At 42.9% G+C, this 25,749-nt stretch carries 12 protein-coding genes; 3 read left to right on the top strand and 9 right to left on the bottom strand.

Annotation, left to right across the window (positions count from 1 at the left end; translation table 11 throughout):
• The first annotated feature begins 26 nt into the window (after positions 1–26).
• Together ACVBDY_RS01835 and ACVBDY_RS01830 are read left to right on the top strand one after the other, a co-directional pair.
• Positions 27–1,292 (top strand): multidrug effflux MFS transporter, encoded by a 1,266-nt coding sequence (locus tag ACVBDY_RS01835; protein ID WP_447173763.1) that lies wholly within the window; start codon positions 27–29, stop codon positions 1,290–1,292.
• An 86-nt stretch (positions 1,293–1,378) separates the two neighbouring features.
• Positions 1,379–1,807, top strand: a complete 429-nt coding sequence (locus ACVBDY_RS01830; RefSeq protein ID WP_447173762.1) for an SRPBCC family protein — start codon at positions 1,379–1,381, stop codon at positions 1,805–1,807.
• A gap of 189 nt (positions 1,808–1,996) precedes the next feature.
• Here the strand turns inward: ACVBDY_RS01830 and ACVBDY_RS01825 are convergent, their stop codons facing one another.
• The 9 genes from ACVBDY_RS01825 to ACVBDY_RS01785 form a co-directional block, all read right to left on the bottom strand.
• Positions 1,997–3,442 (bottom strand): sulfatase family protein, encoded by a 1,446-nt coding sequence (locus tag ACVBDY_RS01825; RefSeq protein WP_447173761.1) that lies wholly within the window; start codon positions 3,440–3,442, stop codon positions 1,997–1,999.
• Positions 3,443–3,461: 19 nt separating this feature from the next.
• Positions 3,462–4,907 (bottom strand): sulfatase, encoded by a 1,446-nt coding sequence (locus tag ACVBDY_RS01820; RefSeq protein ID WP_447173760.1) that lies wholly within the window; start codon positions 4,905–4,907, stop codon positions 3,462–3,464.
• The gene (locus tag ACVBDY_RS01815; protein WP_447173759.1) at positions 4,888–6,363 is read right to left on the bottom strand and encodes a sulfatase-like hydrolase/transferase; all 1,476 of its coding nucleotides are present in this window, start codon (positions 6,361–6,363) and stop codon (positions 4,888–4,890) included. The genes ACVBDY_RS01820 and ACVBDY_RS01815 overlap by 20 nt, the downstream gene beginning before the upstream one ends.
• Positions 6,364–6,417: 54 nt before the next feature.
• Positions 6,418–7,914: a sulfatase gene (locus ACVBDY_RS01810; RefSeq protein ID WP_447173758.1), complete on the bottom strand. Its 1,497-nt coding sequence runs from the start codon at positions 7,912–7,914 to the stop codon at positions 6,418–6,420.
• A 179-nt stretch (positions 7,915–8,093) separates the two neighbouring features.
• Positions 8,094–10,709 carry an alkaline phosphatase D family protein gene (locus ACVBDY_RS01805; protein ID WP_447173757.1) on the bottom strand — a complete coding sequence of 872 codons (2,616 nt, stop codon included), beginning with the start codon at positions 10,707–10,709 and terminating at the stop codon, positions 8,094–8,096.
• A 34-nt stretch (positions 10,710–10,743) separates the two neighbouring features.
• A complete protein-coding gene (locus ACVBDY_RS01800) occupies positions 10,744–12,222 on the bottom strand; it encodes a RagB/SusD family nutrient uptake outer membrane protein (RefSeq protein ID WP_447173756.1) in 1,479 nt (492 codons plus the stop codon).
• An 11-nt stretch (positions 12,223–12,233) separates the two neighbouring features.
• On the bottom strand, positions 12,234–15,320 hold the full coding sequence (locus ACVBDY_RS01795) for a SusC/RagA family TonB-linked outer membrane protein (protein ID WP_447173755.1): 3,087 nt from the start codon (positions 15,318–15,320) through the stop codon (positions 12,234–12,236).
• Between the two features lie 97 nt (positions 15,321–15,417).
• A complete protein-coding gene (locus ACVBDY_RS01790; RefSeq protein ID WP_447173754.1) occupies positions 15,418–17,736 on the bottom strand; it encodes a glycoside hydrolase family 2 protein in 2,319 nt (772 codons plus the stop codon).
• Positions 17,737–18,817: 1,081 nt separating this feature from the next.
• On the bottom strand, positions 18,818–20,236 hold the full coding sequence (locus ACVBDY_RS01785) for a sulfatase family protein (protein ID WP_447173753.1): 1,419 nt from the start codon (positions 20,234–20,236) through the stop codon (positions 18,818–18,820).
• 451 nt (positions 20,237–20,687) lie between these two features.
• On the opposite strand from ACVBDY_RS01785, the gene ACVBDY_RS01780 reads away from it, so the two are divergent.
• Positions 20,688–24,812: a hybrid sensor histidine kinase/response regulator transcription factor gene (locus tag ACVBDY_RS01780; RefSeq protein ID WP_447173752.1), complete on the top strand. Its 4,125-nt coding sequence runs from the start codon at positions 20,688–20,690 to the stop codon at positions 24,810–24,812.
• Positions 24,813–25,749: the final 937 nt, after the last annotated feature.

The following is a 25,749-nucleotide window of genomic DNA, read 5'->3' as shown; positions in this document are numbered from 1 at the left end:
TGTCCAACCTTCAAAAAACTAAAAAAATGGAAAAGTCAGAATGCAATATTGCGGTTGCTTATAATGCTGATGCCGGAGAACATACCATTAAAAAAGTTGAATCCAAGAAAATGAAATCGTCAGAATTCATCGCACTGTCTGCCTGTACAATGACCCTGACAGCTTTGGGCATTGACATTATGCTCCCGGCATTTGGTGAACTTCGGGAACACTTTGCCCTTAGTCCGGAGTCTACTGCAACGGCACAAGTCATCGGGTTCTTTTTTATGGGGCAGGTTGCCCAGATTATTTTTGGTACACTATCAGACCGTTTCGGAAGGTTGCCTATCCTCCGTATTGGGTTTCCGCTGTATATTATAGGTGGAATCATTGCCGCCTTTGCGCCAAACCTGGAACTCATGCTTACAGCCCGTTTTGTAGCGGGTATCGGGGCATCAGCCTTATTTATGACAACCATAGCAAGTGTACGTGACCGCTTTGTCGGAGACCAGATGGCCCGTATCATGTCACTGATATTCACGATCTTCCTGTTCACTCCTGTACTGGCTCCCTTTCTAGGGGTAGCTATTTTGTCGGTTTCATCCTGGCGCATGGTATTTCTTATACCCCCGCTGTTTGCAGTTATTGTTTTTCTCTGGTCGCTCCGGTTAAAAGAATCACTTCCTCGCGAACAACGTATTTCTTTACGTTGGGTAAGTATGAGCCGGTCTGTCCTGAAGGTTATAAGTAACCGGACATTCCTTCGCTACACAGGGATTACTACCGTTCTCTTTACGGCATTAAGTTCCTGGGTGGCCAGTTCAGAACGTATAGTCGGGGAGATTTACGGCAGGCCGGAATTATTTGCCTGGATCTTCGCAGGTATCGGATTACTGATGTCTCTTTGCGCTTTACTGAATTCCCGGCTTTCGTCTAAATACGGGGCACGTAAAACTATAAAGTGGCTTCTTATCATTTATACCGCTATAGGAGGCTTTTTATTATTGTCTACCATTATTTCCGGTGATCCACCTGATATACTTTTGTTTTTCATTACTGTTGCCTTACTCATGGCCATCAACATAGCTGTTGAACCCAACAGCAGTGCATTGGCCATGGAACCCATGGGAAATATGGCAGGTATGGCATCGGCCGTTTACGGAACCTCTTTCTTTTTTATAGGGGCATCACTGGGATCAATTATCAGCCATTTTATGGTGAACGGGGTTTTTCCTCTCGTACTGGGCTTTTTTATCATAGGGTTGATTACGGTATTATTGGTACTCGGTGATCGTCGTCCCAAAAACAGGTGAATTCAGCTTTAATGCCCGGATTGACCTATGATAAAGTCTCTATCATATCTTTTTTAGACATTAATTGTTAAATAAAATTTTAAATCATGAAAAGTATTAATCACAGATTAGTCATTGAAGCACCGATTGAAAAGGTTTATGAATCATTAACAACACAGGAAGGCCTGATGGGCTGGTGGACTCCTGAAACAAAAGCAAAACCCGAAACAGGCTGCACAATAAGATTTACTTTTGAACCGGGCTATTTTAAAGAAATGAAAATAGAAGAGCTCCAACCGTATAGCAGGGTAAAATGGCAGTGCGTTAAAGCGTATGAAGAATGGGTAGGTACTTTCATTACTTTTGAACTGCAACCACATGACAGGGGAACATCATTGGTCTTTCATCATGATGGATGGAAAACTAATGCAGAAACCTATGCAGGATGTAGTTATGATTGGGCCATTTTCCTCAGGAGCCTGAAACTTCTTTGCCAGACAGGTCAGGGACAGCCATATCCTGATCATCATAAATAACACATAGAAACACTGAATGTATCTGGCATTAAAATTTACTCCACTAACTCTAACCGTACATTATCAATCCATGTTTTGTTTTGGGTATCCTGACACTCAAAAATAAGTCGGTACCTGCCGGGAGCAGATATATTCGGTGTATAGAAATTAAATGTTTCGATATCTTTGTTCTATGCTATTAATTCAGAGTTAAAATACATATGGTGCAACCGGTTTTTTTCTTTTTTTCTTTTTAGATAGGTCTTCAGGCCCTGTCTCCGAATCTCCCTGCTCCTTACGCCATATTTTTACTTGTTTTCGTAAACTTTCCTTAATTTCGGAGTATTCAGAATTATTTGCGAGATTGTTAAGTTCTTGCGGATCATTTTTGATATCGTAGAGTTCTTCTTTTGGGTGATGATGGTACCTCCATAATACCGATTTGGCATGTGCATCGGTGAACGATTTTTCTCGCCATGAATCCCAGTACTCCCGGCCTCCGTCGTGGTCTTTGGCCTTGTCCATATGTGTGGTATAGAGCACTTCGGGAGCAAGGTTGAGAATATACTTATAACGTTCGGTACGGACCATACGTGAAGGGGACCGGTTCATCTGGCCATCACCGGTATGGGTAGCAAAGACTACTTTGCGATGTGTATCTTTTTTTCCGGTAAGCAGTGGCAGAAAACTTTTACCGTCTATTTGACCGGGAGCTTTCCCTCCACCGATTTCAACAAAAGTGGGAAGCAAGTCAATGAGGGAAACCATAGCCTTGGTTTTGGTATTGGCTTTTATTTTCCCCGGCCAGCGTATCAGCATAGGGGATTGGACGCCATAATCATATAAGCTCCATTTACCAAAAGCCCATTGCGGCCCCTGATCAGAAACAAAAATCACAATAGTATTTTCCTCCAGTCCGTTTTTTTCCAGGCTGCTCAGCAACTTCCCTACATTCTTATCCATTTTTGTAATGTCCTGATAATACCTTGTCCTTGAAATCCTGGTATCCCTGGTATCAATATGTCTTTTGGGGATATCGACTTCATCTTTGTCATATTCCGAATTTTCAGGCCAGATAACATGTGGGCTATGGTCGGCAATCACTAACATAAAAGGACCTTCTTCCTTTTGCTCGGAAAGCCAGCTATCTACCGGCTCCATATTTAAATCATAATGAAGCCCCGGATTATTTTCAAAACCCGGTTCGGGCACATTGGTATTCATAATCCTTTCAAAAGGAAAATTTTCTTCCGGGCCCACATGATACTTTCCCGCTATGGCAACCTTGTAATTCAAAGGCCTTAAATAATGGGGCAGGGACTGCGTTCCCTCCTTTACACCACTATGATTACCATGTCCGCCATGCCGAAAAGGCATGAGTCCCGTAAACATTGAACTTCGTGAGGGTCCACAGGTTGGAGAACTGGCAAATGCATTTTGGAATAATAAAGATTCACCGGCCAAACGATCCAGATTCGGGGTATTCACTATCTTATTTCCGTACGGACCAATATCCTCCGCGGCCAGGTCATCGGCAATGAATAATATTATATTAAGAGGGTTTTTCCCTGGGGAAATAGGTTTTTGAGCCGTAGAATTAACAATATTTCCTAATAGAAAAAATAATACTAAAAAATGAAATTTATTTATTTTCATAATCCGATTAATTACAATGTTACTTCCTTTTAATGGGCCCTACGGCTTTCTTTATATTTCCGGGCAGCCATTTCTCAAAACGTTTTTTCACTTCTTCATATTCGGGGTTATTGGCCAGGTTCTCCCATTCTTCAGGATCACTTTTATGATCATAAAGTTCTTCGGTGCCATCATAGTATCTTATATACCTCCAATTTTGGGTTCTCACTCCAATACTTCCTTTTTTATAATATGTGATGGAAGGTGTTTTCCTGTCATAATCTTCGTCCTCCACCACATTCCTCAAAGATACTCCACTTAATTCCTGATTTACCATTGGCAAATTACAATAATCTATTAATGTAGGGTAGATATCCAATAAATTTACAGGTTGGCTTCTTTCTTCACCTCCTGGACCTCCAGGAATCCGGACCATTAATAGGGTGTGGGTTGTTTTTTCCCATAAAGCATATTTGGCAAAGTGTTCCTTTTCTCCCATATGGAAACCATGATCTGCCCATAACACAATTATGGTATTATCTTTATACTTGCTTTTCTCAAGAGCTTCCATAACCCGGCCTAAGTTATAATCCATAAAGGAAATAGATGCTAAATAAGACTGAACGACAGGCTTCCACTCTCCCACCTCTTTAAGCTTTTGAAAGTTTACAGGTTTTGCAGCCCATCTTTTTCCTATTTCCGGTATGTCATCCAGATCATTTTTAAGAACGGTGGGCATTTGCAACTCATCCTGGGGGTACATTTCAAAAAAACGCTTTGGAGCAGTCCAGGGATTATGGGGCCTGTATAGACCTAATACCATGAAAAACGGATGGTCATAATCAGCTTCCAGCCTTTCAATTGTTCTATCTGTATTTACCACATCGGGAAAATCATCATCGGGACCTTCCCAGGATTCATAATCAAATAAAGAAGGGTGTGCTATGCTATCTGGTATATTCGGCACTTTGGCATTAGGGCCATATCCTCCGTCGTGACCTTTCATGTCATCCCACATTTCCCGGATCCTTTCTTTGCCAGGCCTTGAAATATGGTTGTCCTTTCCGGTATGAAACAATTTCCCGGACCACATAGTTATATAACCATTATTTTTGAAGTGTTCAGGAATTAAAGTCGATTCCATAGCTTCGCCGGAATTTCGGAAGTGGTCCGGATTATCATATAAACCTGTCACAATGGGACTAAGTCCGGTTAAAACAGCTGACCGGGAAGGATTACACACCGGTGCGGCGGTATACGCTTTGGTAAAGGTAATGGCTTTCTTTGAAAACTTATCCAGATTCGGCGTTTTAATGCCCGGGTAGTCTTCTAACAGGGATACGTAGTCATTTAAATCATCAACAGCTATGAATAAAACATTGTATTTTTCCTGAGCATATAATGAGACCAAAGGTATTATTGTACTAAACAATACCGAGAGCACTATATTTCTCTGTCTCTTTGGTTTATTTAAGAATTCTTTCATTTTCCTCACCTTCTAACTGTGGCATTTTATCGTACCATTCCGTGACTTTTTTAGTCATACTTTTTACTTTATCAGGATATTTATCGGCTATATCATTGGTTTCTCCGGGGTCCTTTATAAGATTATAAAGTTCGGGCCTTCCACCGTCGAAATCACAAAGCAGTTTAAAATCTCTGTCACGGATGGCCAGATCGGGTAAGGGATCATCAAAATCCTCATAGTTTTTTCTATCCGGCGGACGCCCCCAGAAGATCGGAGATTGTCTTGATTCACCGGTTTTTCCGAGCATGGTTCGCAAAAGATCTTCTCCATCGGTTAGTTCAGTTTCATGCGTATCTATACCGGTAAATTTCAGAATTGATGGTTTCAGATCGATCGCTGAGAAATAATTCTGACTATTGCGGGTTCCTTTGGCATCTTCAGCAATGAATCCAGGTCCCCAAACGATTAATGAAGACCGGATTCCACCTTCGTATAAATGACCTTTATACCCTTTGAGATCACCCGATTTTCCGGCGCCAGGCTCGGGTCCATTATCGGAACAGAAAACAATCAGTGTATTTTCACGCAATTCTTTATCATTTTTTACATAATTGAACAATTTCCCGAATTGTTTGTCCATGGCTTCAAGAACTGCCAGATACAGTGCTCTTTTCCCATCTTCCTTTGTGAGGTCATAATCCTCAAAAGGCGGCCAAAACGGGCTATGGACATCGTCCGGCCAAATATTTACATAAAAAGGTTTCTCTTCTTTTTTAGATTGATCTATAAAGCCCATGGCTGCATCAATAAATCCGGTCGTGATCTCTGAGCGTTGCATCCATGTGTGTGGTCCTCCGAGCCGCACAGCATCTTCCCAGATCCGGCCTACCTTTCCCTTTGCATCTTTGGTAAGCGGTAATAATTTGGGGCCCATGCCCTCAAAATTGGTCAGCGATTTATCAAAACCATATTCCGTAATGGCCGGGGCTTCATCAACGTCGCGTTGTCCGCCCATATGCCATTTCCCGAAATGCCCGGTGGCATAACCCGCCTTTTGCAAATCTCTGGCGAGCATGGGGGCCGAGGTGTCCAACCAGTTTGCCACCCCTCTTTTTGCATTATGTTTACGGTTGGATAAAAAGGAAGTAATATTCCAGCGTTGAGGATATGTCCCCGTGGATATCGCCACACGTGATGGTGAACAGATCGGGGCATTTACATAAAATTGCTCAAAACTTATACCCTCGGAGGCGAATTGATCAATGTTAGGTGTTTCAGCCTCCGTATTGCCGAAATTCGAAAGATCGGACCATCCCATATCATCAATAAAAATTATGATGACATTGGGCTTTTTACCGGATTCGGCAAGATTGGCATTAGATTTTTCAGTTTTATGTTTACATCCGAAAACAACAAACAATGTTAATACCAACAAAAATAAAAGTTTTTCTTTCGGTTTTTTATATAAACTCATCAGATAAGGTTTTAGAACATGAAGATTTATGAAAAGGATTTTTTAGAATTGGTATTATATTTTCTTCGCTTCGGGATACTTTTCCAACGTTTCAATCATTTCCGAAATTACATCCGGTTTTTCCGGGGCAATGTTTCTGGTCTCTTTCGGATCATTTTCATAATCGTATAACTCATATAAGACCTCCTTGTTATTATGGCGCATTGGTGTCCACCTGATCATCCTGTACCTGTCATTGCGGATGGCCTCCCCCAGATAACCTCCCATCGGAAAAGCGTGATAGGCATGGTCCTTTATTTCTTTGGACCCGTCTTTTAATACGGGGGTCAGGTCAATTCCATCTATGGGTTGGGGCCCGATAGGCTTATCCAGTCCGGCTAAACTGGCCAAGGTAGGGTAGACATCTACCGATTCTGCAAATTGGTCGGTGACACTGCCAGTACTCGTAACTCCGGGCACCTTAAAAATTAAAGGGATGTGGTTGGCCTGTTCAAAATTAGTATGTTTGGTCCATATGGCATGATCACCCAGATGCCATCCATGATCGCCCCACAACACGACAATGGTATTTTTATCCAGTTTCAACCTTTTGAGTTCATCCATTATTTTTCCCAATTGTGCATCCATATAACTTACACTCGCATAATAACCATGAATCAATTTTCGCTTTAGATCCTCATCATATACATCCTTGCCCACCGGGACAGGGAAGAATTGGGACATTTCATGATCCCGCTTCTTTGTAAAGTCCGGGGAACCTTCGGGGGCCTTTTCGTAATCCGGCAGCGACAAGTCTTGAGGTTTGTATAAATCCCAGTACTTTTTGGGCACGCTAAAGGGCAAATGTGGTCTGGCAAAACCGACTGCCATAAAAAAAGGCTGTCCGGGCTTTCTACTCAATTTTCGCAGGCGATCGATCGCATGATTAGCCACCCTGGCATCTGCATAGGCATCGTCGAGCACATCGGGAGACTCCCAGGCTGCCCCCCGGGGCAGCTCCTTGTTTGGTGGGGTGTCTTCGATATACATCCGGGTATTTTCAAAAAAAGCTTCCTCCCGGGTCAGCTCCCCGTTCGTACTCTCTGGTTGAATATATTCGATCACCTTTTCCTTAAAATGGGGAATACTCCAGGATGCCTCATCATTGGTATTGCCATGTCCGATATGGTATACCTTTCCCATCGACTCGGTGTGGTAGCCTGCATTCATAAAATGTTGGGGCATTGTAACCGCATCGGGGACAACATCACGGAATTCTTTTCCAAAATTGTACAGCCCGGTACTGGTGGATCGGGATCCCAGCATAATATTATACCGGGAAGGACCGCATACCGCTTGGTTGCTATAAGCATTGTTAAACCGCATGCCTTCCCCGGCAAGCCGATCGATATTGGGACTTATGGCTATGGTATCACCATAGGCGCCCAAAGCAGGTTTTAAATCATCTACCAATATCAAAAGTACATTTGGTTTCGGTGATTCACTTTGTGAAAAAACGATCTGTGCCAAAAGACATATCAATAAAAAGGATGAAGTTACTTTAAATTTCATAAACCTTAATTTTATATTTCCTGTTCTTTAATTTTTTAATTTTATTCGGGGCCACTACAGTTTTCCACGATCCATTTGCCCTTGAGAGGAAGCCAACCAAGGTATTCGATCTTAAAGACAGACAGACGAATACCTGCACAAAAAAATATTTCGGGAACCTAAGATACTAAAGGAACAGGTTAAACCGAAATTTCAAGTTCCCTTTCGTTGAAGGAAGCAATGGCTTCTATACCATCGAGTTGTTTTAGGGTCTTGCCTTCTGAGTCGAGAATCCGGACGGTATAGATACCCGCCCTGTCCATGACCGGCTGGAATTCAGTGCCTCCGGGTCTCATGATTAACTGGGGTTCCTCCCTGTCATTAAGAACCTTGAACAAGGGATTCTCCAAACCCTTTACCTTGAGCTTCGGAAGAAAGTACGGGGATTGTGGCCTATAGTTGTCCATTTGGTTTATCGTCACCGGCCATCCTCTAAATTGGCCATCCGGATTTCTTCTGGGATTAACATATCTGGGCCAGCATTCCAGTTTAACCTCACGGTTGCGCTTGTTGAAGGTTACAATCCCATATCCCGGCGAGCGATCATAAAGTCTTGACGGTTCAAGGCCGGTTCTATATGGGTTTGCCACTGCCCTTACGTGTAATTTGTTGCCAAAGGCATCTTCGTGGTTTCCCGTATATTCCGGTTGTCCTTCCAAAGGTTCCCGTATAGTGGGCCACCAGCGCCTTGGCCAACTGTTACCAATAGCGGGCACAGCAAAGGAATAGCCTGCATCCTGAAAACTGTCCACTCCATATTGGCTCACGGAAGGTAGATGTTGGTCGCCGGCAAGATGTAGGGCATAACTCTTTCTTATCAATCTCAGCACCTTGTCCCTTTCATACTGAGGCCATCCGCCGCTGTCCATATCCGCAACCGCTACATCACCCTGGACATATTCGTCTTTTTCAGGGATATCGAGCCTTTGTTGCATACCATTACTGTTCTCGTCAGGTAGGGTCTGCAAAGCATGAAACGGGGTACACGAAACCAAGACCTTCATCTCGGTTTCCCCACTCCAGTTCTCGGTCCATTCCTTTAGGAATTCCATCTGTCTCGTACCCAATAGATGAGCTTCGGGATAATCGTTTTCCTTTATGGGATAATCCGTGTTCTCCACGAAGGCATCCCTGACCGTTGCTTCCTCTGGGAGAATGGTGGCAGGACCCGACTTGAATTTCCTATCCTCTACAATACCAAAACTTATCCCGGCATAGTCCCAATTGGAATAGAACACATGGATGCCCCGCTCTATCGGGTGGGGATCATAAGGATCCGGCATATGACTGGTCTGGGTGGTCATGGCGAGATTGACCCATTCCGGAGGCATCATGAATCCACCGTAATCCCTCTCGTACCGCTTCCCTATGGAAGCTTTTGGGAATTCGATTCCATTGGCACCAAAAAGATTGCCTTGAAAGACATCATGATCATCAGGAAGGTTTATGGTAGGTATATGCTGGAAAAGTTTTCGGAATGACCATCCGAACATATACCATTTCCTGAGGTAATCCAGATAAGCCTTTTCCAATGGGGCAGTCTGAAAGCCAAAGTGTCCGTTGATCTCGTAAAACTGATCCCCTAGGAACATGACAAGATCTGGTTCGTGCATTGACGCATGTTCCACAACATCCTGGTCAGGAAAACCCATATCGTGGTTACAACTGCAAACGAGTGCCTTTACGAATTCTTTGTTCAGGGGCTCGCGTGCAATGGTTCCCTCCCAATAGGATGTTTCCTTGCTTCCATCAGTATAGCCAAGGCTATAAGAAACCCTGAAAGGTGTGGATTCTTCAAAACTCCAATTGTCAAACCTGAATTGTGCCGTATAGGAAGGGTATTGTACTTCCGTTTCCTGTAACAGCTTCCATGTATCACCCCGTTTAATTTCAAATCCCACTTTTGAGGGAAGGGGTATGGGGCATAGCTGGGCAGTGAGTTTTACCAAATCTTTTTGTCTGGTGTACTGGGTAAAGCACAAAGGACCAAAAAACTGTCCATTATCTTTCATGAACTTATCCCCTGAGAGTTCCCACTTGTCAAAAGAACAGACCAGACCATCGGCATTTTCCCGATCGAACTCCTCAAAGTGGCACAACAAGGCGATATTACCAATCAAATCCTCCGGGGCGACCCCGTTCTTTTCTATTTCGCCTAATGGATTACCGGCCTTGTCGAACACGTTCAAGGTTAAATGATATGCCTTCCCCAACGGTTCCGCAAAAGCCTCCAGCACCACACCTTCGGCCAACTTACTTCTTTTGACCGGAGATTGATAGAATTCTTCACTTCCAATGAACAAGTTCCCCGAAGTGGTTACCCCAATCCGAAGACCATCACCATGAACAGCGGATGCCCTGTATTCAAAATTCCAGCTCTTTGCCCCTAGTACAAAACCTATCCTGTTATGGTCCGAAGCCTGGAGTTCCTTTGAAAATCTGACCCCAACCCTTGAAACAAAACTATTCCTGGAATTGCCCAATTGCATGCTAAGGTGGTGAAAGGTCCTGTTTTTTCCCTGTACAACGCACTGTAACAGGCCATCTTTTATATTCCAGTCCTGTAGCCTATTGGCCCAATATTTTGGTCCCGCCCAATCCATGTCGGGCAATTTGTCCCAATTACTGATATCGTGATCCGTGGCTTCCTTGTTCTCCGGTATTTTTTTCCCGTTTTCGGAAAAAACACAATTACTGAAAAGCGAAGCGGAAACCCCTCCCAAAAACAGGGATTTTATATTCTCTCTACGATTCATAATAGGATAATTTATTTTCCTTTTTGTTTAACCATCAATATCCATCTCTTTGCCCAAGGGCCGGGTTGGTGTTGATTTCCCCTTGCGGATACGGGAAAAATACCTGGTGGGCCTGTGCATTTAACCCTCTATCCTGCGCAAATTCTATAAACTTACCATGTCGGATCAGGTCTTCCCTTCTTTTGCCCTCACTATAGAACTCCCATCCCCTTTCATCAAGGATGATATCTCTGAAGGAATCTGCTCCACCAACTTCTGCCAACGTATAGGGATCGTCAATGGAACGTAGACGGACTTCATTAACAAGGTCAACGGCCTCCTGTGTAGGCCCACCCAACTCGTTCAGGGCTTCTGCCCGGCATAGCAGGATATCTGCAAAACGGATGTAGGGAAAATCCGAGCCCGAGAAATTGCCCATTTGTTCGTTGTCGAAAAACTTGAGACTTCTTAAATTATTAGGAGTGGTTCTTAAGTTAATGGTATTGCCTCCCATGTTTGTGTAAGTTTCCACGATCCCTGTCTTACGGTCATCCGCCGGATCAAAGGAATCATAGAAACCATCCTTTATACTGAATTGGGTAGCCCAGTTCCCCATAGCAGTCGTCCAGACAAATTCAGGAATATTGTCGGCACTTCGAAATCCCGGAGGAAAGGCCCCGTTCTGAAACTGATTTCCGGATCCGGCCTGGTTGTCAAATGACCATGTTACTATGATTTCCTTGTTATTGCCTTCGTTTTCCACAAAAAACAGGGCGCGATACTCCGGATAGAGTTCATAATAGTTCAGGTCCATTATATTCTGGGTAACATCCACGACCTTTTGCCACTGCTTGGTCTCCATCAAAAATTTTGTAAGTACCGCATAGGCATGTCCCTTTGTAGCCCTTCCCCTCTGAGTCTGTGCCTCGGGATTCAACAGGTTTTCGGCCGCAGCCAGTAATTCGGTCTCCACAAAGGTATTGAACTCTTCCTGAGAGGAAAGAGCGAGTTCCTGAGGCTGTTCGTTTTGGTCCGTTGTAGTACGCAACGGCACCAGTCCAAAATATCTGTGAAGAAAGGCATATTGTGCTGCCCTCAGATATCTGGCCTCTGCAGTGATCGTCAGCTTCTCCGATTCCCCTAACAGTGTATTACCAACATTTTCCAAAACCGTATTAGCATCTCTTATAGCCTGGTATCGGGCCGCCCAGATCGGGCCCTCGAAAAAGGTGTGAGAGGCATCCCAGTTAAAGTCGATAAAAGGCTTCATTTCCCTTTCGACGGCTCCTATTCTTACAAAGCTCATGTCCGTGGTGACCTCATTGATCAATATTTCGTTCTTAACATTGCCTTGGCGCAACCTATCGTTGAGATAGGCTGAAAACAGAAGCGACTCTATTCCTTCTTTTGTCACCAATACATTTTCCGGGGAGAATTCTCCTACTGGGGGCATATCCAGTTCCTTTTCACATGAACTTAAGACCAGACTTGCCATGGTCAGTCCTGTAACTATTTTTAAATATAAATTTTTCATCACGCTCTTTTTTAAAATTCAACACTTAAACCTAGTAAATAAGTCCTGGGAACGGGATATGCATTGAAATCCAATGCTATCGTATTGCTGCCACTTGCGTTGGCCGCAGGATCAACACCGCTATAGTTCGTTATCGTAAAGAGGTTTTGACCCGTTACGTACAGGGAGAGCCTGTTCAGGAAACTTATGTTATCCACCGGAATGTTGTACCCCAACCGGACAGATTGTAGCCTTACATAGGAAGCGTCTTCAACCGTTCTGGTATTTATCAGGGCATTTGACCCTCCCTGGGAGGTAGGATTTACAAAAGAGGGATAACTATTAGTGGGATTTTCCGGGGTCCATCTGTTCAACAAGGGTTCGGCAATCCTGTTGCGCCTAAAGTTGTTGGGGGAATAGGAATTGATCAGGTTACCGTTTAACCGTTCCACTCCTTCCACTCCCTGCATGACGATATCAAGGGTAAAATCAAAGATTTTGAAGTTGTTGGTGAATCCCCAGGTGATATCAGGAATCGAATTTCCGATGATCTGCCGATCATCCGCATTAATAACACCATCTTCATTGATATCGCGGTACTTGACATCTCCTGGCCGGACCTGGGATTCGGTGACACTGAAGTCGTCCCCTTCCTGCCAAACACCATCGACAATAAAGCCGTAATAGCTATCTATGGTTTCCCCGGGGGAAACAATGGTAAAATCGGGAATCTGGGCCTGTGCACCCCTAATGATATCCCCTCTATCGCCTATATCCAACACCTCGTTCTTCAACTTGGCCATGTTTGCATTGACATCCCATGAGAAGTTGTCGCCAGTTATTATTCCAGCACTTAGACCCACTTCCACTCCCCGGTTCCTGACACCACCCAAATTCTGCGTTTGCCCGGCAAATCCGGTATTTAAGGCTTGGGGTACAACGAGCAAAAGATCTGTTGTTTCTTTGTTAAAATAATCCACGGAACCCGCAATCCTGTTCCCAAACAGTCCAAAGTCAACCCCTATATCGTACTGAACTGCTTTCTCCCAGGTAAGGTTGGGATTGGAAAGCCTGGACGGATATATGGTATTGTAGAAAGTATCTCCGAACAAATGATTGCCTCCTGCCGAAAAAGTCTGGAAGGTAAGGTCGTTGGCTATATTGGCATTCCCCGTACTTCCAATACTGGCACGTAGCTTTAATTCATTGATCCAAGGACTATCTTTTAAAAATTCTTCCTCTTGCATTTTCCATGCAATGGCTCCTGACGGGAAGTATCCAAACTTATTGTTATCTCCAAATCTTGAGGAACCGTCTGCCCTGATTGATGCCGTGAACAGGTATTTATTATTCAATGAATAATTGACCCTTGCAAGATAGGATATGAACCTTGACTGGGATCTTCCACTGCCCAGGTTGTTCAGTGTGGGATCTCCGGACCCTATGGCATTGGTCCCCAGATCGGGAAGGGCAAAACCCCGGGCATTGCCCGTAAACGATTTGGATTGGAAATATTCATACGTTGCACCCAGTACGGCCGTTAGGTTATCATTGCCAAAATCCTTATTATAGTTCAAGGTACCTTCCATAGAAACATAATCTCTTCTCCCTGTCTGGATAGATGCTATTCCTCCGGTACCGAGACCGGCAAGGGTGTAGGGCTGTATAAATACGTCCCTACGGACTGATTGAGTATCCGCGCCCAACTGCACCTTGGCCGATAATGAAGGAATAATGTAATACTCAAAAAAGGTGTTGCCGTAAAACCGAAACGTTTCCGCACTGGCACTTGCGCCGTTCAAAATGGAAAGGGGGTTGTCTATGGTTATGAAATCCGAGAGTTTATAACTACCATCTCCATTATAGGGTTGGATCGTAGGATCAAAATTGATCGCTGAATAAAGGGCGCCTCCGTTCTCGTTGATTCCTGTTCCCGTTGATGCAAAATCATCCTTTATATAGGACGCATTCATGTTGATCCCATAATTATATTTATCGATAGCGTTAGAACTAAGGTTCAGGCGTATGTTATACCGGTCCATTCCCGATCCTTTTACAAGGCCTTCTTGGTTAAAGTAATTGATGGATGAATAATAGGTTAAGTTCTCCGTGGCTCCCGAGAAGGATAGGTTGTGGTTCTGGGTAGGGGCGGTCTGTAGTACAAGGTCTATCCAATCGGTCCCATTTCCTTCGATGTTCTCTATCCTTTGACCTGGATCTCCACCGCCATCGTCAATTATTGAATTTAATACGGTCTGGTACTCTACTGGGGAGAGAAGGTCCAATGTTTTGGCCGCTTCCTGTAAGCCATAGTAATAATCATAAGCCACTTTTAGTTTTCCGGTCTTTCCTTTTTTAGTGGTGATAAGGACTACTCCATTGGATCCTCTTGAACCATAGATGGCGGTACTGGAAGCATCCTTTAATATTTCAATAGACTGTATATCGGCCGGGTTTAGTGAGTTCAACGGGTTCCTGGGATTTTGGTTGGCGGTAAATCCGGCACCCCCGCTCGCTGCAATGGTACCGTTGTTCACAATTACTCCATCGATCACATAAAGAGGTTCTGTTCCGGCATTTATGGAGCCCGCTCCTCTAATGTTTACACTCAGTCCGCCCCCGGGCTCGTTGCTTTTCTGACTTATCTGAACTCCGGCCACCCGGCCCTGCAGGGCCTGTTCTACCGAAGCGTTCGCCCCCGGATTGAGTTCTTCTGCCTTAATGGATGCAACAGCACCTGTCAGGTCGCTCTTCTTTACCGAACCATAGCCAATTACAACCACTTCATCAAGGGTCTGATTGCCCATGGCCATGGTGACATTCACTATAGATTGGTCATTAATCGGGATTTCCTGTGTCTCAAAACCTATATAACTGAAGATAAGGGTGGCATTTGTCTTAACATTATTTAGAGTGAAATTTCCGTCAAAATCGGTCTGGGTGCCATTGGTGGTTCCTTTGACGACCACATTAACACCGGGAAGGGGCTGTCCGTCATCCTCGGTGACCACATTTCCGGAGATACTTAGCTCCTGGGACATGGCATCCATCCCGAACAACAAGGACGCTATTATCAATAGGCGAGATGCATAATTTCGCCGATATTTGCCTGTTCTCATAATGTGTAGTTTTTAAGTTAGTTTTGGTTATTTCTATACATTTGTACCTTTGTTTCGCATTCTTTCCATAAGATGAACCGATTTATCTTAGATGCCATCAATCAGGTGAAACCTCTACTCGATTTTCTTCTTTATTGTTATCCCTGGCCTCGCCAACCGTATAAAGCCCCATATCAAATGAATGGTCTTCCTTGTCAGCCTTGATTTTCACCGCCAAAACATTTTTCCCTGTTCTCAAATATTTCGATGCATTCGGGATTACTTTGTTGCGGTAGTGCCGTTTCCGACCTCCCTCATCCTTTTCCGAAGTAACCTTTTTGCCATTGATGAAAACATTCATGCTGGACTTGTCAAGATAATATCTCAGAATAAAGTTTTCCGGGACTACCTCCAGATCAAATTCCTTTAGGATGTTCAGGTCCTTACGTTCTCCCCATGTGCTCCCATCGGGAAGAAAATAGTTGTCATAGGAACTGAAAGGGCCTGCCATATTCTCCCATTTCCCCTTCTCCATTTTTAGGGGCCATTTCTTTCCGGGGTTATTACTTAACTTCCAGGTGTTCGGGCTGTGTTCCGAATCGGCGACAATGGTCTTGTACCGCCCAACTTTTTCATATACCGGTTTCATCATTTCACTGGTCTCCCGCGGATCTATCTTGATTACTTCCCGATCGTATGTCATCAATCCATTGACCTCTCCTTCTACATCCGTGGTCTGTGTATAAACCGCCGCAGAGAGCCCGAAGCTTTTTAAGCTGATAAGATCGTCCATCATCTCCCTGAACCTGGTTTTAAACTCGGATTGGTTTTCATAGGTCAAATAGCCCCAATTTTTTTTGTCCCACCATATATGGTCGGGGACCGCCCAGCCAATTCCAGCATATTCACCCAGGACAGAAGCCCTGTTTTCTTCCGGGTATTCAAGTCCCGGCCCCGGATACAGATGAATGTCCAACATATCCCCTACCTGCCTGTCGGCCCATCCACTGGGCGAATCGATCAACCTGCTGGGGTCATATTCTTCTGTCCATTTGGTAACACGTTGGGTATCATACTGCCCCCAACCTTCGTTAAAAGGTACCCAGACCACAATAGATGGAAAGGAATGCAACTGGTCCATCATTTCCTTTAGTTCAGACTCAAATTGCCCTGATGACGCTTCGGAGCGCTTTGCATCATCTTCCCAAGCCTGGATCCTAAGTTTTTTCAAATGATTGCCATTGGGCATATCCTGCCATACCAGCATTCCCATCTTATCACATTCGTAGTAATAAATCGCAGGCTCTACCTTAACGTGCTTTCTGATCATATTGAACCCCCATTTCCTGGTCATTTCCACATCGTACATCATCGCTTCCCTGGAAGGAGCGGTGTACAGTCCGTCGGGCCACCATCCCTGGTCCAGCAGGCCAAATTGGAACAGAGGTTCATTGTTCAGCAGAATACGGGTAAAACCATTCCCATCCTTACCAAGGCTTATCTTTCTCATACCAAAATAACTGGAAACCTTGTCCACAGATCTGCCATTGTCCAACAGTTCAACTTCAAGGTCGTACAGATAAGGGTTGTTCGGGCTCCAAAGGACCTGATCGGGAATACCAAGGCTGACCACAGCACTCTTATCTCCTTTTTCAATTTCAATTATCCGTGATGTGACTTCTTTGTTACCATTCTTAGCTGTCACCTTTAACTGGAGGTCCCGGGAAATCGTACCGAAATGGATCTCGGACTCCAGAGTGGAATTGTCTATGGACGGAGTATTCTTTATAAGTCTTATATAATCTTTGGAAGTTTTCTCAAGCCAAACAGTCTGCCATATGCCCGTTACCGGGGTATACCAGATTCCGTGTGGATTGGCCACTTGTTTGCCCCGGGGCTGGGTGCCAGAATCAGTTGGATCCCATACCTTCAGAACCAGTTCCTGTAGCCCCCCTATTTTAATAAAGGGAGTTATATCGAAACTGAACGGAGTGAACCCTCCTTTGTGACTACCCACTTCTTTCCCATTAATATAAAGTGTGGCCTCCCAGTCCACTGCGCCGAAATTGAGCTGTATTCTTTCATCGTCCGAATGGGTAGGGACTTTAAATGTTGTCCTATACCAGAGATTGTTTTCTTCTCCTACCAGCTTTTTCACGCCACTTAATTCTGACTCCACTGCATAGGGAACCCGAATTTTCCCTAAATATCCCTCTGGTTGTCCTGCCGAAACAGGGACTATGGCATACTCCCACAGTCCGTTGAGATTCTGCCAGTTTTCCCGCTTCATTTGCGGCCTGGGATACTCATTCCATGTATTTTCAGAAGATGCTCTTTCTGTCCACCTGGTATCCATGGCGAACTTGAGCACCTCTTCATTATCTTGGGCCATTGCCCAGTTGGAAACTACTAAAAAAAGGAAAAGAATTTTTCTCATTACGTTGTGCTATATTGTTTCAGATTTATATTAAATTGTCCTTATACATGGATCGTTAACACATCATACCTGGCTTTTATCATTCCGGAAAACCAATCATCAAATTGCTTAAACTCAAAATTTATCATTGAATTATTATAAAAATCAAACTTTAATTATATGAATTTTACAAAAATGACGATGTAATGTTAAATAATTATTAAACCTGCCTCCTGGACTTTTGTTTAATTCAATAGCAATTTTGTTTACAATTCATCCTTTATCAATGGTTCGAAACTTTAATGCTAGTCCCATTATCCATTTAAAGGCTAACAACCATTTAATTAGGTTTTAATGATGGTAATTTCATTCATTTTTTTTTAAAGTAAGGCACTGTATTTCATTCAGATATCCTATATTTTCAACTTCCCTGACTACTTCCCGAATCAATTACCTTGAGACAAGCCAGAAGACACTCAAAGGAAGAAACCTTTGCCCACTTTATGCAGCGTAGAAGCAGGAAAAATTTACAAGGAAATCAGATGGGACGCATCAAATATGGCACGAATGATCTATCTCATCTGGAATAGGTGCATCTTGGTGCAAAGGAAGTTGCTGGATGAATGCCGGAGTCGGATGGATTCCGTCATTGTTTTCCTCCAGAGCAATCAATGAACCCTTTTAAACTTTTTTCAATTAGGCGCAAATCACATCACTTGCCCGGGTTCTTCCAAAATTGTGCAAACTATGGTCAATACAATCATCACGGAAAATATCCAGATCGTAAAAACCGACCGGTCTGAAAGGTGTCATATATGAATTTGATATTCCTGGCTCCCACCATACCCTATTCTGTAAGTAACTCACCCACATAACAACAAATATGGCCACCAAACGTATTAAGCCCACCCGGTTCATCTATCGGAGGTATTTGAAAAAAACCCTTAACAAAGATTTTCCATGCAAGTCCGGGAATCCTTTCATCTACGACTGGAAGGTCTCCCTATTTCCTGGACATCCCTTGCAGATTGTAGTCCTATTTTGAACCCGTTCCATACATACCTGGTTAGCCAACTATTGATGACTAATTTTACCAGGATCTTTACTCCTTGACAGAACGGCGGTACGCTTTCCAAGAATCCATTTCCTTATCGGCCGCCCCGTACCGGTTCATCCATTTATCCAATTCAAGGGATAGTCTTTCCTTTATTTTTGAATAGTTGGCATCCTTGGCCAAATTGATTTTTTCAAACGGGTCTTCCTTGGTATGATAGAGTTCCTCTTCAGGCCTCTTCATATATTTATTCACAATTTCCAAACTCTTTTCATTTTTGGCAGAATCAAACATCCACGATGCCCAATATGAGTTTGGGCTTATTTTACCCATAAGGTGTTTTTCAATAAATAGTTTGTCCGAATCCAGGTTTTTTATGTACCTGTATTCCCCATCAGTTATGGACCTTATTGCATAGGGAGGGCCTTCGGGAACATTATTGTGCAATGCATAGGCAAATTTCCTGTGATCTTTCTTCTTATGAAGGAGCACATCAAAAAAACTTGTCCCATCAAAATCATGGGGCTCGTATTTTACGTCCGCCACGTCCAAGAGTGTGGGCAGTACATCCGCATATTGGACCATCGCATTTGTCCGGCTTCCTTCGGTCACCCTTCCCGGCCAACGCACCATTATCCCTGTGTGCAGTCCCATTTCATAATTGGTCCATTTGTTCAATGGAAACTGTGAACCCTGTTCCGTGGTAAACAATATAAGCGTATTATCGGCCTTTCCCGATTCTTCCAAAGTCTTTAATACCTGTCCGATCTGTTGATCCAGTACTTCTATTTCCGCCAAATACTTTGCATATTCAGTGCGGGTAACTTCATTATCCACAAGGTACGGTGGCAACTTTAAATTCTGTCGGTCAAAATTCTCAGGGTTCCCTACCGTCCATGGACTGTGTGGCATGGTAAAAGCCGTGAACAGGCAAAACGGGCCGGATGCCGCAAAAAAATTGCGTATGTGGGTTGCGTCAAAACCTGCTGTCGGGGCTACTGCCCTTCGCTCAACTCCCTCTATTTTCTGAAAAGGGAATACCTTTTGCGGCTTAATATGCATTTTCCCCGCGATGCCAACTTTATATCCTTCACTTTCCAAATAATGAACCATGCTCTTCGTTCCGTCTACTGCACGGCCATGATTGTAGATCACACCAGTACTTGGCGGGTATTTCCCTGTTAAAAATTCTACCCTACTCGGTGTGCACATGGCCATGGACACATAGGCCCTGTTAAAGATCATGGATTTTGAGGCCAATAGATCTATATTGGGTGTAGCCACATTTGTTCCGCCATATACAGCCAAATCGCGATAGGTAAGGTCATCAGCCATAATTATCAAAATATTCGGCCGTTTATCCACGGTACCTAACATTGCCGCTTTAATTGAAATGGCACTGGTGAAAATAGCGATGGACAGACAGGCCAAGCGCTGTAGTGTTTTATTGTATTTGAAAAAAGTCATTTTACCTTTTTTAATTATTTTCATTTCCTATAGAGTCTCAAAAAACACGGAATTTAGTGTATACTTCTACAATCAGTCAGGTTCCAGGTAGCTTGACTAAAGTATGGCAAGGTGGCCATACCACGGCTTCCGCTACAATAGTTTATAGACAATAGTGCTTGTTTTTGAAGCCTGGATCAGGTATAGAACTAAGTTCTTTATTGACATCAAAAAACGAACTATCCAATCTGCTTCTCTTCTCTAGAATTTCAAATATTTTTATTTTTTTACCTATAAAAATTCATATAATTTATATATAGATATTTTTTTTAATAATTTTACAAAACAATGTTAACATATTCTTAATTTAAGAAACCGCATATTTATCCTTTATACTAGCATTTATGTTTATTTTGACTAAGATTTCCTAAATAACATACTGCTAATAAATGTGTACCTGAGCAACAGAACTATGAATCTTTCACAAATACCACCCAAATACCAATTGTCGATCACTGGTAGCATGACCATGGCCCACCTTTTGTGTATTTTAACTTTTTGGGCGCCCTGGGCATCTGCCCAAGAATACGAATTTATAAAAGTGACCACCCAACAAGGTTTGTCACATAGCACGGTGTATGATATTGAGCAGGACAACAGGGGATTGATCTGGCTAGGTACAAGGGAAGGGCTTAACAGGTATGACAGTCACCAAATAAAAACCTATTATGCGGGACCTCCAGGCACGAATGGGTTGGCTTCCAACCAAATCAACTCCTTGTTGTCTGTTGGGGAAAATCTATTGGTAGGAACAGAAAAAGGGCTCAACGAGTACCTGTCCCAAAAAGAAACTTTTATTACGCATATAGGCGGTGGCCTCGACGATCAATCAATAAACAAGCTCTACAGGTCAGAGAACGGGAACATATACATATGCACGTCGCAGGGCCTTTTTGTGATGGACGACACCAAAAAGCCCAAACAGATCATGACCAACGTGAATGCGCTGAGCATCTGTAATTACAAGACCAATATCTTCTGGCTAGCGCTCAACAAAAAAATATTGCTCATCAACAATTTTGGTGAAATCATCAAAACTTATGATCTGCCCACAAAGTCAATCGGCTTTGATGAAGATGAAAAACAATTTATTCTGACCATTTTCAAGGATAGTGAGGATAGGGTCTGGTTGAGTACATCAAAAGGGGTGCTTTTTTACAATGTACAAAAGGATACTTTTGAAAAGGCCAGCGGCATTGACGGGCTAAGCGAGTTGGAAAACAACCTGATCCGGGACATTGCCGAGGATAAGGACTGCAACCTGTGGTTTGGGGGGGAGTCCGGTGTATATCGGTACAATAAAAAAGAGGAAGGGGTCGTCCACTACGGACAATCTTTCCATTCGTCACCGAACCATCTTTCCGACCAAGCTGTCTATTCCCTGTTTGTCAGCCGGGACAATATAGTTTGGGCCGGCACTTATTTTGGTGGGGCTAACTACTTAAAATCCCTAAAAAACGGGTTCTCCAAGATATTGCCCAATGACTTCAAAAAATCCATCAGTGGCAAGGCGGTCAGCGACATCATACAGGACAAAAAGGGAAGGCTATGGATCGGGACCGAGGATGGGGGCGTTACCATCTATAATAGGTCGCAAGAAAAATTCTCTTATCTGAAAAACGATCCCAAAAACCTAAATTCCTTGAGCAGCAACAATGTCCATTCTATTTTTGAGGACAATGATGGGAGCATTTGGATAGGCACATTTTTCGGAGGTTTGAACAGGTATGATCCCCAAAAGGAAACTTTTACTCTATTCAAGAACATCCCGGAAGACTCCTTATCTCTATCCAATGATTATGTCTATGCGGTCACTAGGGATTCCCAAGGTAGGCTTTGGGTGGGTACACAGCATGGCCTTAACCTGTTCAATGATGCCCAAAACAACTTTTCTGCGTACAAGGAAGATATTTTGGGAAATAGGTTCATCTATGATATTTTGGAGGATTCAGCGGGCGATCTGTGGTTTTGCACCCGTAACTCAGGTATTTTCCGATTGCATGCAGCTTCTGAAAAACTCACTCACTATACTACATCAAATGCATCTCAAAACGGACTGCCTAGCGATAAAATTATTAGTATCTACGAAGACAAAAGCAAAAAATTATGGTTTGGTTCCCTGAATGGCGGGGCCATTTGGTTCGATCGGAAAAAAGATAAATTCGAGGTAGTGAATAAAAAGGACGGCCTGCCCAATAATAATGTGTATGGGATCATCGAAGATCCTACAAGGGGGTATTGGGTGAGTACCAACAAAGGCCTCACGCTCTTCAAGCCGGGACAATCCCTGTTTAAAACCTATACTGTTTCGGACGGCCTTTCTGCAAACCAGTTCAACTTTAAATCTTCTTTCAAGGATACGGATGGTTGGATATATTTTGGATCTGTCAACGGGCTGACCTATTTTCACCCGGACAGTCTCATTCTTGACCACAAGCTTTCTAAAATATACTTCAGGAACTTAAAACTGTTCAGTAAAAATGTGCCCATTAGTGAAAAGTCCCCCTTGACTCTATCATTGGATTATATGGACACATTAGTCCTAAAGCACCACCAAAATGCACTTATTTTTGAATATGTAGGAATCGATTATCTAAGCAAAGGCCGGAATTCGTACGCATACTACCTTGAAGGATTTGAGAATGAATGGAATTTTGTGGGGGACAGACAATCCGCTACCTATACCAATCTCCAGGATGGCGATTATGTGTTCCACCTCAAATCCAATGTCAGCAACGTCACCGACCTCTCTGTCCTCCCCGAAAGGTCATTGGTGGTAAAAATCCTACCTCCATTTTGGAAAACGGGATGGGCCTATGCGCTGTATGTGTTCCTTGCGGTGTTGGTGGTCTATGTATATTTCAGGTTTGCGAGGTTTATAAACAACAAAAATATGGCGGTGCAACTGGAGAAGGTGGAACGGGAAAAGGTCAATGAGATTGCCATGAACAGGCTCAATTTTTTCACCTTTATATCCCACGAGTTCAAAACACCTCTTACCCTTATCATTGCTGCAGTGGAACAATTTTCCCAAAAGTACGACATGTCCCCAGGAAACATCCCAAAAGAACTGGTATCCGTAAAGCGAAGTGCTGGAAGGCTATACCATTTGGTACAGCAGTTGATGCTGTTCAGGAAGATAGAAACCGATCACGAAAGCATGAAATTAGTAAAGGGCGACGTGGTCCTGTTCATCAAGGATACTTTCGAAGCTTTCGAACCCCTTTGTGAAAACAAGAGCATCAATGCCGTATTTGAAACCAACCTCCCCGGTTTCTTTTGCCATTTTGATGCGGATAAATTTGAAATGATCTTGACGAATTTAATTGCCAATGCCATAAAGAACATGGACAGCGATGGAAGTTTGAGCCTCTCTATAACCATACAACCTCCCAGTACAGAAGAGGATAATGCGGCTATTGAATTTACCCTGCAAGACTCGGGCCATGGATTTACTGAAAGTGAACGGGAGAACATTTTTACACCATTTTATACCAACTCACGTAAAGGTCCTGAAAAAAGTGGGGCTGGCATAGGCTTGTCCTTGGTTAAAAGCCTGGTAAACTTCCTCAGTGGTGACCTGAAGATAAAAAGTGTTCCAAACGAAGGAACCACATGTAGTGTAAGCTTACCGTTGTTTATGGAAAATCATAAGGGGAAAATGACTGAAGTGGAACATATTCATGGCAACAAAAACACCACTCTTCCCGATGACCTGATAATGGAATTTGAAAAGGCCATGGAAGAGGAGGATAAAATACCCCCCAATCAAGATCAAAGCCTTCTTTTGGTGGAAGACAATAAAGAACTGCTGAACTTCTTGACTAGACACTATTCGACGAGGTACAAGGTGTTCAGTGCCAGAAATGGAAAAGAAGCACTATTGAAAATAGATAAAATAAAACCCGACCTCATAATTTCGGATATAAAAATGCCGCTTATGGATGGGGTTCAACTATGCCAAAAGCTTAAAGGGGATCCAACTAACGGGCATATTCCATTTATATTACTAACCGCGAAAACAACCGAACAGGCCAAAATGGAAGCGCTGAGTGCCGGTGCCAATGCTTATATGCACAAACCGTTCAACCTGAAAGAACTTGATTTTTTGGTCCGGAACCAACTCGCTGCCAACAAAAACCTGAAAAGCAGATTTTCGGACTTGGTGGAATCCAACTCCAACTCAATTCCTGTCAATAACAAGGAACGGGAATTTCTCCTAAAAATCATCAATTTGATCGAAGATAACTTTGATGACCCGGATTTCAGCATCGAAAAATTAGCACAAAAGGCGGGTATCAGTAGATCCCTGTTGCATATCAAAATGAAAAAAATTACCGAGACCAATGCATCCGGATATATTAAAAGAAGGAGAATCGATAAGGCAGTAGTGCTACTGCAAAAAGGCTACCCCATTTCGGAGGTTGCGTATAAGGTGGGCTACAACGATCCCAATTATTTCAGTAGGGTCTTCAAACAACAAATGGAAGTTTCTCCATCGGAATACGTAAAAAACGAACGTGGTGAAAACTATTGATTTTTTTGCGGAAATCACTATTCCGATACATCATGGCCTGATCTGACACTGTGGTCTCTTTTTCATCTTCAACCTCAGCCAGAATACTAAATAAGAAACGCCTAAAAGCAAAAAAAGTCTATAAAAAAATGTTTTACAGACTTTTACGTTGTTTTACTTTTCGAAAAGGGTCCGGACGGGAGTCGAACCAAGCTTATAATAATCTTATGATGAACTTTTCATATTCATGTCTTTTCTCTACTCACCACATTAATTCAGACGTTTGCTGCAGATGATATACAAAAATACTGGTAATTTTTGGAAGTTGAAAATAAGTACTATTTTTTTAGTTATCGATCCCCTATTTTCCATCTTGAACTTTGTCCTTTGCATGGGAATATCCTAAAAAAAATTGAAACCGGATGACTTTAAGGTTTCTTTTTGCAGGTTTACATTTCCTTGATGGTTATATGACTGCTATTGCCTCCTTTAAAGTTTTTGGAAAGCTTAAAGGAAAACAATAAAATGGATAGTAAGAATATGTTTTTCACCAACTATTTTTAATAAGGCTAATTTGTTTAAATAAGACTAAAAATTTTATACTGTAAGATGAAGAGAAAAAGACTTATTTCCGGATATTTTGGGGAAGATTTGAGGAGATTACAACCTTGAAATATTAAGGATTTAATAAGCAAATCACCCACTTCTGAGATGATATTTTTGAATTATAGGTATGATTATTATTTTGTTCATTGAGATATAAATACAATTTGAACTTCAAATACTTTGAATTGACAAAGTAGAAACCGAAATAGAGTTTGTTGCCGTAGCTCACAATATAACGAGATCAAATCACCTATATAAGAGGAAATGCGCCATCTTATAATTAATTGAAATCACTGTTTACTATTCCCATATTTGTATAAGCCACCTCTCCAGACATAAAATCTCTCAAATA

Source organism: Sinomicrobium halophytocola (assembly GCF_052983395.1).
This window is presented reverse-complemented; position numbering and strand designations above follow the sequence as displayed.

Bases quoted from the DNA above. Each gene is read 5' to 3' on its own strand.
- ACVBDY_RS01835 (WP_447173763.1), top strand. From the start codon at position 27: ATGGAAAAGTCAGAATGCAATATTGCGGTTGCTTATAATGCTGATGCC.
- ACVBDY_RS01830 (WP_447173762.1), top strand. From the start codon at position 1,379: ATGAAAAGTATTAATCACAGATTAGTCATTGAAGCACCGATTGAAAAG.
- ACVBDY_RS01825 (WP_447173761.1), bottom strand. From the start codon at position 3,442: ATGAAAATAAATAAATTTCATTTTTTAGTATTATTTTTTCTATTAGGA.
- ACVBDY_RS01820 (WP_447173760.1), bottom strand. From the start codon at position 4,907: ATGAAAGAATTCTTAAATAAACCAAAGAGACAGAGAAATATAGTGCTC.
- ACVBDY_RS01815 (WP_447173759.1), bottom strand. From the start codon at position 6,363: ATGAGTTTATATAAAAAACCGAAAGAAAAACTTTTATTTTTGTTGGTA.
- ACVBDY_RS01810 (WP_447173758.1), bottom strand. From the start codon at position 7,914: ATGAAATTTAAAGTAACTTCATCCTTTTTATTGATATGTCTTTTGGCA.
- ACVBDY_RS01805 (WP_447173757.1), bottom strand. From the start codon at position 10,709: ATGAATCGTAGAGAGAATATAAAATCCCTGTTTTTGGGAGGGGTTTCC.
- ACVBDY_RS01800 (WP_447173756.1), bottom strand. From the start codon at position 12,222: ATGAAAAATTTATATTTAAAAATAGTTACAGGACTGACCATGGCAAGT.
- ACVBDY_RS01795 (WP_447173755.1), bottom strand. From the start codon at position 15,320: ATGAGAACAGGCAAATATCGGCGAAATTATGCATCTCGCCTATTGATA.
- ACVBDY_RS01790 (WP_447173754.1), bottom strand. From the start codon at position 17,736: ATGAGAAAAATTCTTTTCCTTTTTTTAGTAGTTTCCAACTGGGCAATG.
- ACVBDY_RS01785 (WP_447173753.1), bottom strand. From the start codon at position 20,236: ATGACTTTTTTCAAATACAATAAAACACTACAGCGCTTGGCCTGTCTG.
- ACVBDY_RS01780 (WP_447173752.1), top strand. From the start codon at position 20,688: ATGAATCTTTCACAAATACCACCCAAATACCAATTGTCGATCACTGGT.